This window comes from Comamonas sp. DB36, assembly GCF_057914905.1.
Genome location: NZ_CP196631.1, coordinates 2,987,031 through 2,999,906 on the forward strand (window position 1 = coordinate 2,987,031; position 12,876 = coordinate 2,999,906).

A 12,876-nucleotide genomic window follows, 5' to 3' on the forward strand; every position below is an offset into this window, starting at 1 on the left:
CCATGAGCACAAAGAAAAACACTGCCTGCGTGGCAGTGCAGGCGAAGCCTTGCCAAAAACTCGCATTCATCCACTGGGTGCCCGCCCTCATGCTGGAGGGTCCTGACCTCGATCCCGGCATCACCACCACCTTTTACGAGCGCCTGCCTGGCAGCTTTGATACGGCGGCCGAAGCCATGGCCGCTGCGTGGAGTGCGCTGTGCAAGCGCCCCGACGCCATCGGCTACTACGCCAAGCGTGTGGAGGTGCCCCATGGGCTTTGAACGCGACTGCCTGCCCGACGCGCAGAGCTATTTCGAGGCCCAGGGGTTGAAGCTCAGCCGCGGTAAAAAGTGGGTGACCACGGCCTGCACCTTCCACCAGGGCAGCGACAGCATGCGCATCAACCTGCACAGCGGTGCCTGGGTCTGCATGGCCTGCAATGCCAAGGGCGGTGACGTACTGGCCTATCACATGGCTGCGCATGGCATGGAGTTCATCGAAGCCGCCAAGGACCTGGGCGCGTGGGTCGATGACGGCCGACCAGCGCCAGCCAGCCCCGCCCCATTCACTCCACGCCAAGCGCTTGCTGTGCTGCTGGTCGAGGTGAACCTGATTGCCATTGCTGCGGGCAATATTGCCAACGGCGTGGCCCTTTCCGAAACCGACCGCGCGCGCCTGATGCAATCCGCTGGGCGAGTGCTGCGCATTGCGGAGGTCTACTCATGAATGCACGAAATGACGCGGCCATTGCGGCCGTTGACGCGGACGTTGCCGCCGCCCTGGCCTACCGCCCACCAGTCAGGGCGCTGAGCGCGCCGCCTGGACCAACCTTCCCGCCGCTTGAGGGCTACCCGGACCACTTCGGTACGCAGCCTGGTACGCGCACTGGTACGCAGGGAAATAGCGTGGTGCTGACCTGCGGCACCGACCTAAACCCCGAGCCCATCCGGTGGCTATGGCCGCACTGGTTGGCGCTGGGCAAGCTGCACATACTGGCCGGCGCACCTGGCCAGGGCAAAACTACGCTGGCGCTGGATATGGCGGCGACGATCACAGCCGGCGACCGCTGGCCCGATGGCAACCGGTGCGAAAAGGGCAATATCCTGATCTGGAGCGGTGAAGACGACCCCGCCGACACGCTGCTGCCTCGACTGCTTGCTGCTGGCGCTGATCGCAGCCGCTGCTACTTCATCGAAGGCGCTCGCGACGAGGCAGGAGAGGTGCAGCCTTTCGACCCATCGCGCGACCTGCAAGGGCTGCTGCAGGCCATCCAGCAGATTGGCGGCATCCGGCTGCTGGTGATTGACCCGGTAGTGTCTGCGGTGACTGGCGACAGCCACAAGAACACCGAAGTGCGGCGCGCCCTGCAGCCACTGGTCAACCTGGCCACGGCCTGCGATTGCGCGGTGCTGGGCATTACCCACTTCGCCAAGGGCGGCCAGGGCGTGGACCCGGCGCAGCGCGTGGTCGGCAGCGTGGCCTTTACGGCCGTGGCCCGCGTGGTGATGGTGGCCGCCAAGGTCAAGAGCATGGAGGACGGCCAGGACGCCCGGATTCTGGCGCGCAGCAAGTCCAACATTGGCCCGGACGATGGCGGGTTTCAGTACCAGCTGGAACAGTGCGAGCCTCTGCCAGGCATTCAGGCATCGCGCATCGCATGGGGGGCTGCTGTGCAAGGCTCAGCGCGCGATCTCTTGACCGAGCCAGGCGAGGACGACACGGGCGACGCACAAGATGTTTGCGACATGCTGCGCGCTGCATTGGCCGCCGACTGCTGGACGCCGGTAGATACCGCCCAGCATGGCCCGCTGAAGGCCGGATTCAGCAAAAAGCAAATCTGGACGGCATCGAAGAAGCTCGGGGTGATCCGTAAAAAGGGCGAAGACGGCCCGCGCGATGGCTGGTACTGGAAACTGCCACCAAGTGCCGAAAATTCCCAAGATTCCACCGAAGATTCCGAAGATTCCAGCGTTCAAAACAAGGAATCTTGGAATCTTGGCACCTTGGCGGCACCTGAAGCCGACGAAGCCACCACGCCCAAAGCTGGCCCGCAGGAGGTGCTATGACAGCCCGCGCCATCCTTGCCGGCCTGCTGGCCCACGGCATCGAGCTGCAATGCACGCCCGACGGCAAAAACCTAGTTGTGCCCGCAGGCTGCCTCACACCACAGCAGCGTGCCCAGGTGCTGGCCCACAAGCCCGAGCTGATCCGCCTGGTGCTGGAGGCCAACCAAACCACCCGGCAGCTGCTGCACGCCGCCATGCGCGCTTGCGACCACTGGGGCGACAGCCAGGCCGCCCGTGAGCAGATGCGCCAGGACTGCCTAAGCACACCGCCTCACTTGCGCCCCGATCTGCTGGCGCATTTCAAAAACGCCCATCGGAATAAGCCATGACCGCACGCCTGCTGCTTTTCATCCTGCGCCGGCACTCCCCCGCCATGCAAAAGCGCCTTGTGCAAGACCTTTTGTGTGGCCTTGGTCTTTCGCGCAGCCAGGCCCGCACCGCTTCATCCCATATTCACCAGGAGCAATGACATGACAACCAATACCACCGCGCCCCTCGTCGCAGCCCATCGACACGCCACGCGTGCATTGCTCCAGGCTGGCATGGCCCAGTTCAAGGCAGAGCACCCCGAGGAATACCGGACTGTGGCCGAAGCCGCGCAGCATGGCGGCCAATTTGTGGTGACTGCTGAACTGGCACCGTCTGGCCTTGATGAGCTGTGTATCGACCTGGTAACCGCTACCGGGCAGCGCATCAACCTCATGCATGTGGAGAACATGCCTGCTGGCGCTGGATAAAAAACCAGGGTTCGCCTAGAATTTGTCCAGGCGTCCTTGTGACCCACCGGTGTCTCTACTGCCAATTGCCGTGCGCTGTCAGCGGAACACCGTCCTTTAGGACTGCATTGCCTTGCGCTGCCGTCCACCACACCCGAAGCATGCCGGGCGCTGCTTGAAACGGATGTGAAACCTTTCCCACATTTGTTTTGCAAAGGCATTCCTATGCACACCCCTATCCCAAATACCGTCAAACGCGGCATCCTGGCCGTTCGCGCCGAAGCCACTGCAGAAACTCCCGCAGCAGTTGCAGCACTCGCTGGCGCTTTCGCTGACTTCAAGGCCCGCTACGACGACAAACTCGACCAGCAAAAACGCGAGATCGATGATGCCCACACCAAGCTGGCAAGCCAGCAGCACTTCGGTGCTGACACCCAGGCCCAGGCAGCCGACGATGGCGTGATTCACAGCTTCAAGGCGCTGCGCACCTCTGCAGACTTCAAAGACCACTACAGCAAAGATGCACCGGCAGGCGACAAGGTGGGTCTGTCCGACTTTGTGCGCGCCGTGGCAGGCATGCGAACCAGCGAAGGTGCCATCCAGGCACTGAGCCTGGGCCAGGACACGGCGGGCGGCTATGCGGTGCCCCATACCGTCATGCCCGAGATTCTGGCCGCCATGGCACCCGCAAGCAGCTTGCTGCAGGCTGGCGCTGGCGTGGTGCCTATGGAGAAAGGTGCCAAGTCCGTGACCACGGCAGTGGTCAACGCGCTGCCCCAGGCGGCCTGGCGCAATGAGTCTGGCGCGCTGGCGCTGTCCGAGCCCACTTTCCGTGGCGTGACGGCGATTCCCCAGTCGCTGGCTTTCATGTTCAAGGTATCGCGCGAGCTGCTGGCCGATGCCCCCAACATGGAATCCGCGCTGCGCATTGCCATCGGCCAAGCCTTCGCCAAGGAGCTGGACCGAGTTGGCTTGCGTGGCAGTGGCACTGCCCCCGAGCCGCGCGGCCTGCTGAACACCGATGGCGTGCAGGTAGTGAACTTCGGCGGTGCCAATGGTGCAGCCCTTGTCGGCTATGCCCCCGTTCTGCAGGGCATTGGTGCAGTGATGAACGCAGACGGTCCCATGCCCAATGCGGTGATCGGCGCACCGCGCAGCGTCATTACCCTGGCGGGCCTGGTCGACACCACGGGTCAGCCCATCCGCAAGCCCGAGCTGCTGCAGAACCTGCCCATGCTCCACACCTCGCAGATTCCTACCGATCTGGATGTGGGCACCTCGGCGGACGGCAGCGAACTGTACGTGGGCGACTTCCGCGGCATGTACTTCCTGCTGCGTGAAAACGTCAGCATCCAGCTGCTGCGCGAGGCCTTTGCATCCACCGGTGAGATCGGCTTTGCCTGCCACGTTCGTGCTGATGTAGTGATCCCATACCCGCAGACCTTCGCAGTAGTCAAGGGCGTGCGCGCGTAAACCTCCCAGTCCCAGATGAAACAAAGCCCCGCATGGTTCGCCCAGCGGGGCTTGTTCTATGACGCTTCCATCAACGCTGTAAGCTTGAGGAAGGAGGTGAAAAATGGCAGACGTTCCAGGTTTTATATGGGCCGGCTTGGCTGGCGGCGGTCTCAGTGCTGCGCTTCTTGCAATTGCGGCAGTGCTGGGGAAAAGTCAGCTAGCACACTGGCTGAACAAAGACATGGAGCGCATCAAGACTCTGTATCAGAGAGAACTTGAGGCCTACAAAGTTTCGCTGATTGCTTCAGTCGAACGTACTAAGGCAAGCCAAGATGTACAAAAAGCCATGGCATTGCTGGTCGCGGAAAAGAAGTTCCATGCCTTGGATCGGTTAAACCAAGCTGTATCTTTCCAGGCCGCCAAGCTTTTGATGCTTCTAATGACTATTGATCACGAAAATAGAGCGCAAAGAGTAACTGAGTGGATGCAAGAGTTTCATGGAATGACGGTGGCAACTCAAGCGGCATCGTGGTTTATGAGCGCGGAAGATGGAAAACTAATTTCCGACTTCAGCATGAGCTTGAATAGATACGTCCCAGAATGTGTTCCGACGAAACCAGACATGACGCCCGCAGAGGTTGAGTCGATTACCGAGGGTTTATTTCTGGAGCAAGCAAAAATTAATTATTTGCTGCGTCAGCATTTGAATGCGATGCTTTCGATGTTTTAGTGGTGTGCAGGCGGGAATCTAGACCTGCATGGGGTCGTCTGACACTCCCCTCGGGCGGCGGCTGAGTTGGCGAGTAGGGGGGGCATCGAAACTCTGGGACCTGCCCCTCTCCAGACCGCACTGTTCCTCACGCGCAGAAAACCTTCCCCCTGGGGAAAAATGTTAAAGCTTTAACACACTGCTGAAATGGCCTGAAAGCCGTACCGAGCTTGGGTTTTCGGCGTTTCTCGAGGCTCGCTTGATGTTAAAATGGGGTTAAAGCTTTAACATCCAGACATCGCGTCTGAAGATTGCTTTTAGGGTGTCCTGAAGTCAAGGACACCTCACCCTGAATTTAGATTTGAAATCTGACCTCTTTGGGAGTTGAGTATGTTGCTAGACAGTTGGGGCGAGCTTGGTGGATAAGAAGCTCCAAACGCCTAGCAGTAAAGGGATTGCTGCTACAAAAAATGGTACTAAATAATCCGTGAATCGCGGTGTCTTGGTCGCGACTGAGAAAAATGCACGCAATGTCCAAGAAGCTTTCTGCAACTTGTTATTTGGGTCATTATCCGATGCGGTCCATTGTTCAGCTTCCCACTCTTTGTGCTGCTTCAGCATGGTCCAAAATACCCCATACCTCCAGCTGATCCAGTGGTGGAATTCCATGTCGAACTCATCCCATGAAATCTGCCGGTTTATCCAGTGTTCCATTCCTTGATGGATCCCTAGATCAGGCTCTTCATTGAAGTACTGCCAGTAGCGCACCAAGAAATAGACCCAGAGTACCCACAGGCCCCAAACCACCCGTTCTGGATTCGCGAACTCGAGTGCAGTGCCGAGTACAGATACATCCTTTTTCAGGGTGGCACCTGCGAGATCAATGGCTGTCAGCGCCAGGCTGCTGACTAGCAGGTTCCTACGCTGGCGCAGCAAATCGGCACTCATGGGAGGACGTTTTTCACTAGCCACAAGCACCTCCATCATTGATGGGTAGATTGATGGGTAAAACAGAAAAGCCCCGCCTATTTCTAGGCGGGGCTTGCTTTTTTGGCGGAGAGGGCGGGATTCGAACCCGCGGTGGGGATAAACCCACACACGCTTTCCAGGCGTGCGACTTAAGCCACTCATCCACCTCTCCGAAGACCGCAATTGTAGCGCCAGTTTTGCCGTCCGAAAGCGAACTGTGCAAATTTAGCGAAATTAGTTGCGCGTGCCGCCGACCTGCACCATCTTCATGGCGGAAGTGATCAGGCTGGAAACTTCGGTCATGTTGCTGGGAACGATCAGCGTGGTCTGGGCGTCGGCCGCGACCTTGCCGTAGGCTTCGACCGCGCTCTGGGCGACTTTCAGCTGCACGGCCTGCTCGCCGCCGGGCTGGCGGATCGCTTCGGCAATGCGCTCGAGCGCGGTGGCGGTGGCGTCGGCCACGGTGGTGATGGCTGCGGCCTCGCCCTGGGCGTTGTTGATCGCTGCCTGCTTTTCACCTTCGGAGCGCGCAATCGAGGCTTCGCGTTCGCCGGTGGCAATGTTGATCTGCTCCTGGCGCCGGCCTTCGGAGGCGGCGATCAGCGCGCGCTTTTCACGCTCGGCGGTGATCTGGGCCTGCATGGAGCGCAGGATTTCGGCCGGCGGCGTCAGATCCTTGATTTCATAGCGCAGCACCTTGACGCCCCAGTTGAGCGCGGCCTCGTCAATCGCCGAGACCACCTGGGCGTTGATCATGTCGCGTTCCTCGAACGTCTTGTCGAGTTCGAGCTTGCCGATCACGCTGCGCAGCGACGTCTGGGCCAGCTGGGTCACGGCCATGATGTAGTTCGACGAGCCGTAGCTGGCGCGCATCGGGTCGGTGACCTGGAAGTACAGGATGCCGTCGACCTGCAGCTGCGTGTTGTCGCGCGTGATGCAGACCTGGCTGGGAACGTCGAGCGGAATTTCCTTGAGGCTGTGCTTGTAGGCCACGCGGTCGACGAACGGCACCAGGAAGTTCAGCCCCGGAGTGAGCGTGCCCGCGTATTTGCCCAGGCGCTCCTTGACCCAGGCATTCTGCTGGGGTACGACCTTGATGGAACGTGCAATGAAGATGGCCGCGATGACCAGAAGAATGATGGCAACTTCCATGGTGTCTCCCTCCCCGATGGGGCGTGATTGAAATTCGCTGACAAAGAAAATCTGCGGGCCTGGGCGGCGAAGTGCCGCCAGCGCCCGCGGTGGCTCACAGCTTGTCGACCAGCAGGCGATTGCCTATGACTTCGGCCACGCGGTGCGTGCCGGGCGTCGGTGCATTGCCGGGACGCAGCACCACGGTCCACTGCGCGCCGCGGTAGCGCACCTGCGCCGTGCCGTCGGCGGCCCAGTTCTCGACCTGGACCGATTCACCGATGTCGAGATTCATGCTGCGATCGCTTTCAGCGGGCTGCATGCGCGCCTGGCGCCGGCGCAGCAGATAGCAGGCAATGACCGCCGCCGTGCCGACCAGGGCGGCGCAGACGATCTGCCCAGTTTCGGATGCGCCCAGGTGGGCGGCGATGGCACCGGCCACCGCACCGATGGCCAGCATCAGCAAATAAAAGCTGCCCGTGAGCAGCTCGGCAGCGACCAAAGCGCCCGCAACCAGCCACCACACTGTAAAACTTGCCATGTAGCCTGCTCCTGTGTAATTCAATGTTTGTAGTTCACCACAGTTATGGGGTGATAAGGTCCTGCTTTCACAGGCGCAATAAGGATATTCCTTACACTCGCGCCTGTTTCGATTTTTTAAGCCCGACACAACGGAGGCTGTGCATGAAATTCCGCTTTCCCATCATCATCATAGATGAAGACTATCGCTCTGAGAATACCTCAGGCCTGGGCATTCGTGCCCTGGCGCAGGCCATTGAGACTGAAGGCTTCGAAGTGCTGGGCGTGACCAGTTACGGCGACCTGACGCAATTCGCCCAGCAGCAAAGTCGGGCGAGCGCTTTCATTCTCTCGATCGACGACGAAGAGTTCACGCTGGGCTCGGGACTGGACCCGATCGTGCTGAGCCTGCGCAAGTTCATCGAGGAGGTGCGCCGCAAGAACGCCGATGTGCCTATTTATGTGCACGGCGAGACCAAGACCAGCCGCCACCTGCCCAACGACATCCTGCGCGAGCTGCATGGCTTCATCCACATGTTCGAGGACACCCCCGAATTTGTCGCCAAGCACATCATCCGCGAAGCCAAGAATTACCTCGAGAGCGTGCAGCCGCCGTTCTTCAAGGCGCTGCTCGACTACGCCGAAGACGGCTCGTACAGCTGGCACTGCCCCGGGCACTCCGGCGGCGTGGCCTTCCTCAAGAGCCCCGTGGGCCAGATGTACCACCAGTTCTACGGCGAGAACATGCTGCGCGCCGACGTCTGCAATGCAGTCGAGGAACTGGGCCAGCTGCTGGACCACAACGGCGCCATCGGCGCCAGCGAACGCAATGCGGCGCGCATCTTCAACGCCGACCACTGCTTCTTCGTGACCAACGGTACGTCCACTTCGAACAAGATCGTCTGGCACCATACCGTGGCCTCGGGCGACGTGGTCGTGGTCGACCGCAACTGCCACAAGTCGGTGCTGCACGCAATCATCATGACGGGCGCCATTCCGGTGTTCCTCAAGCCCACGCGCAACCATTTCGGCATCATCGGACCTATCCCGCAAAGCGAGTTCACGCCCGAGACCATCCAGGCCAAGATCGCCGCCAACCCGCTGCTGCAGGGCGTGGACGCCAAGGCCGTGAAGCCGCGCGTGCTGACGCTCACGCAGTCGACCTATGACGGCGTGCTCTACAACACCGAAACCATCAAGAGCATGGTCGACGGCTATGTGGAGAACCTGCACTTCGACGAAGCCTGGTTGCCGCACGCGGCCTTCCACCCCTTCTATGGCAGCTACCACGCCATGGGCAAGAAGCGCGCGCGCCCCAAGCATTCGGTGGTCTATGCGACGCAGTCCATCCACAAGCTGCTGGCCGGCATCAGCCAGGCCTCGCATGTGCTGGTGCAGGACTCGCAGACGCAAAAGCTCGACCGCCATCTGTTCAACGAGGCGTACCTGATGCACACCTCGACCAGCCCGCAGTACAGCATCATTGCGAGCTGCGACGTGGCCGCGGCGATGATGGAGCCGCCCGCGGGCACGGCACTGGTCGAGGAAAGCCTGGCCGAAGCGCTGGACTTCCGCCGCGCGATGCGCAAGGTCGAGGAAGAGTTCGGCAAGAACGACTGGTGGTTCACGGTCTGGGGCCCGGACGACATCATCGAGGAAGGCCTGGGCACGGCCGAAGACTGGATCTTCCGCGCCAAAGCCAAGGCCAAGGGCAAGAAGGCTTCGGCCAAATGGCATGGCTTCGGCGATCTGGCCGACGGCTTCAACATGCTCGACCCCATCAAGTCGACCATCGTCACGCCCGGCCTGAACCTGGACGGCGCTTTCGACAAGACCGGCATTCCCGCGTCCATTGTCACCAAGTACCTGGCCGAGCATGGCGTGGTGGTCGAGAAGACCGGCCTGTACTCGTTCTTCATCATGTTCACCATCGGCATCACCAAGGGCCGCTGGAACACCATGCTCACGGCCTTGCAGCAATTCAAGGACGATTACGAGAAGAACCAGCCGATGTACCGCATCCTGCCCGAGTTCTGCCAGCAGCACCGGCAGTACGAGCGCATGGGTCTGCGCGACCTGTGCCAGCATGTGCACCAGATGTACGCCAAGTACGACATCGCGCGCCTCACGACCGAGATGTACCTCTCGGATCTGACGCCGTCGATGAAGCCTTCGGACGCCTACGCGCATATCGCCCAGCGCCGCACGGAACGCGTGGAAATCGACCGCCTCGAAGGCCGCACCACGGTCGGCCTGGTCACGCCCTACCCGCCCGGCATTCCGCTGCTCATTCCCGGCGAAGTCTTCAACAAGAAGATCGTCGACTATCTGCTGTTCGCGCGCGAGTTCGCGAAGATGTGCCCCGGCTTTGAAACCGACATCCACGGCCTGGTCGAGGAAGAAGACGAGGCCGGCGTGGTGCGCTACTACGCCGACTGCGTGGCCGAGGCGCCCAAGATCGCGGCCAAGCCTGCAGCGCCAGCGCGCGCCAAGGCGCCCGCCAAGACTGCGGTGAAGACCGCGGCCAAGCCTGCCTCCGCACCGGCCAAGGCAGCGGCAAAGGCCTCGGCCGCAGCCAAGGCGCCCGTGAAGGCCGCAGCCAAGCCTGCGGCCAAGGCACCGGCAAAGACAGCCGCCAAGACAGCGGCAAAAACGCCTGCCAAGGCCGCGGTGAAAACCGTGACCCAGGAAGAAGTCGCGACCATGACCGAAGACCGGACCACGGCCAAGCGCACGGCGCGCGCCACGGCCACGCCGGGCAAGGGCAAGAAGACACTGGTGCAGGTGGGCGCCGACGAGTTCAGCCGCAAAATCTGACCTCCCGCCCTTCGCGGCCCTGAGCGGCGGGCGCCGGATGGCCGGCCCCCAGCTTGCCCCATCGCTGCGGGGCGGCCCGTGGTGCCGCGTGCCGGACCACGCCCGTTGCGAGACTGGGAATGGACGCCAGACGCTTGATGACCTTCCGATCTTCTCCCTTGCCCGCCTGGACCTGGCGGCTGGCGGCGCTTTGCTGGGCAGCCGCCATGGCCTGGGGCTGCCTGCAGGAGGCCAGCGGCGCCGCGCCTGGCTGGTGGCGGCTGCCGCATATCGACAAGCTCGCGCATGCGGGCATGCATGCCCTTCTTGCCTGGCTGCTGTGGCGTGGCGCGCGCCGTGCCAGCCTGGGCGGCGCCGTGGGCGTCGTGCTGCTGTGCGCAGCCTACGGACTGGCCATCGAATGGAGTCAATGGCAGTTCACGCTGACGCGCAGCGCCGAGGCCCTGGACGCGGTTGCCAACACGCTGGGCGCAATGCTGGGCGTGACGCTGGGCCTGCGGCGCGCGCGCCTGGTTTCGCCCCCTTAATGCAGCCTTAATCTGCGCCCGGCATCATTCGGGGTTTTGCAAAAAACCCAATAAAATCAATAGCTTACGTCATTGACGCAGATCAATGGCGAGCTTGCCGCATGAAATGAGAATCCCTCGAAAGCAATCGAGGAATTCTCAACATGGCAGACAGAAATGGGGCCACGCCAACGCCGGCCCCGCCCCACAGCAAACGCACTTTCCTGCAGGAACTGGTCGCACTGGCCACGACCTTTGGCCTGGCCGCGGGCAGCCCGCCCGCAGCCGCGCAAGCACCCGGTCAGCCGGCACGCCGGCCCGGCGCGCAAGGCAAACGCTACGGCATGCTGGTCGACATGCGCAAGTGCATAGGCTGCCAGGCCTGCACCGTGAGCTGCTCGATGGAGAACCTGCCGCCCATAGGCCAGTTCCGCACCACGGTGCTGCAGTATGAAGTCAGCGCCCCGGGCATGGCCGCACCCGCCATGGTCAGCCTGCCGCGGCTGTGCAACCACTGCGACAACCCACCCTGCGTGCCGGTATGCCCGGTGCAGGCCACGTTCCAGCGCACCGACGGCATCGTGCTGGTCGACAACGAACGCTGCGTGGGCTGCGGCTACTGCGTGCAGGCCTGTCCCTATGACGCGCGCTTCATCAACCACGAAACGCAGACCGCGGACAAGTGCACGTTCTGCGAGCACCGGCTCGAGGCCGGGCTGCTGCCGGCCTGCGTCGAAAGCTGCGTGGGCGGCGCGCGCGTGATCGGCGACCTGAACCAGGCCGACAGCGAAATCAACCAGCGCATGGCAGCCAGCAAGGAGCAGATCAAGGTGCTCAAGCCCGGCCTCAAGACCGCGCCCCATGTGTTCTACATCGGCCTGCCCGATGCCTTTGTCGACGGCGTCGACGGCCAATCCAGCGTGCGCCTGCTCGCCGATCCCCACTGACGAGGTAGCACATTCATGCAGATCATTGAATTGTTGACCCCGGCCTATGAAGCCGCCTGGCTGCCCTGGGCCGTGCAGTATTTCTTCCTGGTGGGCATTGCCACCGGCGCCGCGCTGCTGGCGGTTTGGGGCGCCTGGTCGCGCGCGCACCTGCCGGCCGCCAAGGCCTTGCCGCTGTCGATGCTGGTGCTGGCCATCACGGCCCTGGCCGCGCCCGTCTCGCTGCTGGCCGACCTGCACCAGCCCGCGCGCTTCTGGCATTTCTACGCCCACTTCACGCCCTGGTCATGGATGTCCCTGGGCGCGCTGCTGCTGCCGCCGTTCGTCGCGCTGTCGCTCGCGATGTGCGCGGCCTGGTGGCTGGGTCGCACCGGCTGGATGCGCGCACTGGGCGCGGCGCTGCTGTTGTCGGCGCTGAGCATCGTGGTCTACACGGGCGCTGAAATCAGCGTGGTCAAGGCCAGGCCGCTGTGGAACAACCCCTGGGTGCCGGTGAACCTGGCGCTCACGGCCTGGCTGGCGGCCGTGGGCGCGCTGCTGGTCGCGAGCTGCTGGCTGCCCGCGGGCCGCGATGCCCAGGTGCGCGCCTGGCTCGCGCGGCTGGGCCTGGGCCTGAGCGCGGCGCTGCTGGCCGTGGCCTGCATCTGGGCGGCAACAGGACTGGCTTTCGACACGCCCTCGTTTCATGCCGCCGCCCGCCTCTATGCGGACTTCCCGGTCTGGCGCGCGAGCCTGTGGCTGTCGGTGCTGCTGGGTGCCGCGGTGCTGCTGCTGTGGTGCCAGCCGCGGCGCTGGGCAGCGTCTACGGCGCGCACCCTGGCGCTGGGCCTGACGGTCGCGGCCGCGGCCTGGGGCTTTCGCTGGGCACTGTTCATGGGCGTGCAAGGCGTGCCCAAGTACGGCGCCGGGCTTTACGTCTACCGCATGCCGCTGGGCGGCGACGGCCTGATGGGCATGCTGGGCGTCTTCGGCCTGTGCCTGGCGCTGGCCACGCTCGCGCTGTGGGCGCTGGAGCGCTTTCCCGCGCGCGCCACTCCTGCCGCTTCTGCCGCGAACTGA

At 62.6% G+C, this 12,876-nt stretch carries 15 protein-coding genes and 1 tRNA gene; 12 read left to right on the top strand and 4 right to left on the bottom strand.

Going from position 1 to position 12,876, the window contains the following annotated elements; all coding sequences use genetic code 11:
• Window positions 1-2: 2 nt before the first annotated feature.
• The 8 genes from ACSVDO_RS13900 (at window position 3) to ACSVDO_RS13935 (ending at window position 4,949) form a co-directional block, all read left to right on the top strand.
• A complete protein-coding gene (locus ACSVDO_RS13900; RefSeq protein ID WP_489592834.1) occupies window positions 3-263 on the top strand; it encodes a hypothetical protein in 261 nt (86 codons plus the stop codon).
• Window positions 253-708 (top strand): CHC2 zinc finger domain-containing protein, encoded by a 456-nt coding sequence (locus tag ACSVDO_RS13905; protein ID WP_489592835.1) that lies wholly within the window; start codon window positions 253-255, stop codon window positions 706-708. The genes ACSVDO_RS13900 and ACSVDO_RS13905 overlap by 11 nt, the downstream gene beginning before the upstream one ends.
• Window positions 705-2,048, top strand: a complete 1,344-nt coding sequence (locus tag ACSVDO_RS13910; RefSeq protein WP_489592837.1) for an AAA family ATPase — start codon at window positions 705-707, stop codon at window positions 2,046-2,048. The genes ACSVDO_RS13905 and ACSVDO_RS13910 overlap by 4 nt, the downstream gene beginning before the upstream one ends.
• Window positions 2,045-2,377: a hypothetical protein gene (locus ACSVDO_RS13915; protein ID WP_489592839.1), complete on the top strand. Its 333-nt coding sequence runs from the start codon at window positions 2,045-2,047 to the stop codon at window positions 2,375-2,377. The genes ACSVDO_RS13910 and ACSVDO_RS13915 overlap by 4 nt, the downstream gene beginning before the upstream one ends.
• Window positions 2,374-2,517: a hypothetical protein gene (locus ACSVDO_RS13920; protein WP_489592841.1), complete on the top strand. Its 144-nt coding sequence runs from the start codon at window positions 2,374-2,376 to the stop codon at window positions 2,515-2,517. The genes ACSVDO_RS13915 and ACSVDO_RS13920 overlap by 4 nt, the downstream gene beginning before the upstream one ends.
• 1 nt (window position 2,518) lies before the next feature.
• Complete coding sequence (locus ACSVDO_RS13925; protein WP_489592843.1) at window positions 2,519-2,785, top strand: hypothetical protein; 267 nt, start codon at window positions 2,519-2,521, stop codon at window positions 2,783-2,785.
• A 204-nt stretch (window positions 2,786-2,989) separates the two neighbouring features.
• A complete protein-coding gene (locus ACSVDO_RS13930) occupies window positions 2,990-4,237 on the top strand; it encodes a phage major capsid protein (protein WP_489592844.1) in 1,248 nt (415 codons plus the stop codon).
• 103 nt (window positions 4,238-4,340) lie between these two features.
• On the top strand, window positions 4,341-4,949 hold the full coding sequence (locus ACSVDO_RS13935; protein ID WP_489592846.1) for a hypothetical protein: 609 nt from the start codon (window positions 4,341-4,343) through the stop codon (window positions 4,947-4,949).
• A 375-nt stretch (window positions 4,950-5,324) separates the two neighbouring features.
• Here the strand turns inward: ACSVDO_RS13935 and ACSVDO_RS13940 are convergent, their stop codons facing one another.
• The 4 genes from ACSVDO_RS13940 to ACSVDO_RS13955 all read right to left on the bottom strand — a co-directional run bounded on the left by ACSVDO_RS13940 (window position 5,325) and on the right by ACSVDO_RS13955 (window position 7,569).
• Entirely contained in the window at window positions 5,325-5,876 is a 552-nt protein-coding gene (locus tag ACSVDO_RS13940; protein WP_489592848.1) for a hypothetical protein, read from the bottom strand.
• A gap of 103 nt (window positions 5,877-5,979) precedes the next feature.
• Window positions 5,980-6,069, bottom strand: a tRNA-Ser gene (locus ACSVDO_RS13945).
• Between the two features lie 62 nt (window positions 6,070-6,131).
• Window positions 6,132-7,049 (bottom strand): SPFH domain-containing protein, encoded by a 918-nt coding sequence (locus ACSVDO_RS13950; RefSeq protein WP_213298503.1) that lies wholly within the window; start codon window positions 7,047-7,049, stop codon window positions 6,132-6,134.
• A 94-nt stretch (window positions 7,050-7,143) separates the two neighbouring features.
• A complete protein-coding gene (locus tag ACSVDO_RS13955) occupies window positions 7,144-7,569 on the bottom strand; it encodes an NfeD family protein (RefSeq protein WP_332540269.1) in 426 nt (141 codons plus the stop codon).
• A gap of 143 nt (window positions 7,570-7,712) precedes the next feature.
• Between ACSVDO_RS13955 and ACSVDO_RS13960 the strand changes: the two genes are divergently transcribed.
• From ACSVDO_RS13960 to nrfD, 4 genes are all read left to right on the top strand, one after another.
• The gene (locus tag ACSVDO_RS13960) at window positions 7,713-10,364 is read left to right on the top strand and encodes an Orn/Lys/Arg family decarboxylase (RefSeq protein ID WP_489592851.1); all 2,652 of its coding nucleotides are present in this window, start codon (window positions 7,713-7,715) and stop codon (window positions 10,362-10,364) included.
• A gap of 158 nt (window positions 10,365-10,522) precedes the next feature.
• Entirely contained in the window at window positions 10,523-10,891 is a 369-nt protein-coding gene (locus ACSVDO_RS13965; RefSeq protein WP_489592853.1) for a VanZ family protein, read from the top strand.
• A gap of 143 nt (window positions 10,892-11,034) precedes the next feature.
• The gene (gene dsrO, locus ACSVDO_RS13970; protein ID WP_489592855.1) at window positions 11,035-11,817 is read left to right on the top strand and encodes a sulfate reduction electron transfer complex DsrMKJOP subunit DsrO; all 783 of its coding nucleotides are present in this window, start codon (window positions 11,035-11,037) and stop codon (window positions 11,815-11,817) included.
• A gap of 15 nt (window positions 11,818-11,832) precedes the next feature.
• Window positions 11,833-12,876: an NrfD/PsrC family molybdoenzyme membrane anchor subunit gene (gene nrfD / locus ACSVDO_RS13975; protein ID WP_489592857.1), complete on the top strand. Its 1,044-nt coding sequence runs from the start codon at window positions 11,833-11,835 to the stop codon at window positions 12,874-12,876.

Bases quoted from the DNA above. Each gene is read 5' to 3' on its own strand.
- ACSVDO_RS13900 (WP_489592834.1), top strand. From the start codon at position 3: ATGAGCACAAAGAAAAACACTGCCTGCGTGGCAGTGCAGGCGAAGCCT.
- ACSVDO_RS13905 (WP_489592835.1), top strand. From the start codon at position 253: ATGGGCTTTGAACGCGACTGCCTGCCCGACGCGCAGAGCTATTTCGAG.
- ACSVDO_RS13910 (WP_489592837.1), top strand. From the start codon at position 705: ATGAATGCACGAAATGACGCGGCCATTGCGGCCGTTGACGCGGACGTT.
- ACSVDO_RS13915 (WP_489592839.1), top strand. From the start codon at position 2,045: ATGACAGCCCGCGCCATCCTTGCCGGCCTGCTGGCCCACGGCATCGAG.
- ACSVDO_RS13920 (WP_489592841.1), top strand. From the start codon at position 2,374: ATGACCGCACGCCTGCTGCTTTTCATCCTGCGCCGGCACTCCCCCGCC.
- ACSVDO_RS13925 (WP_489592843.1), top strand. From the start codon at position 2,519: ATGACAACCAATACCACCGCGCCCCTCGTCGCAGCCCATCGACACGCC.
- ACSVDO_RS13930 (WP_489592844.1), top strand. From the start codon at position 2,990: ATGCACACCCCTATCCCAAATACCGTCAAACGCGGCATCCTGGCCGTT.
- ACSVDO_RS13935 (WP_489592846.1), top strand. From the start codon at position 4,341: ATGGCAGACGTTCCAGGTTTTATATGGGCCGGCTTGGCTGGCGGCGGT.
- ACSVDO_RS13940 (WP_489592848.1), bottom strand. From the start codon at position 5,876: ATGAGTGCCGATTTGCTGCGCCAGCGTAGGAACCTGCTAGTCAGCAGC.
- ACSVDO_RS13950 (WP_213298503.1), bottom strand. From the start codon at position 7,049: ATGGAAGTTGCCATCATTCTTCTGGTCATCGCGGCCATCTTCATTGCA.
- ACSVDO_RS13955 (WP_332540269.1), bottom strand. From the start codon at position 7,569: ATGGCAAGTTTTACAGTGTGGTGGCTGGTTGCGGGCGCTTTGGTCGCT.
- ACSVDO_RS13960 (WP_489592851.1), top strand. From the start codon at position 7,713: ATGAAATTCCGCTTTCCCATCATCATCATAGATGAAGACTATCGCTCT.
- dsrO (WP_489592855.1), top strand. From the start codon at position 11,035: ATGGCAGACAGAAATGGGGCCACGCCAACGCCGGCCCCGCCCCACAGC.
- nrfD (WP_489592857.1), top strand. From the start codon at position 11,833: ATGCAGATCATTGAATTGTTGACCCCGGCCTATGAAGCCGCCTGGCTG.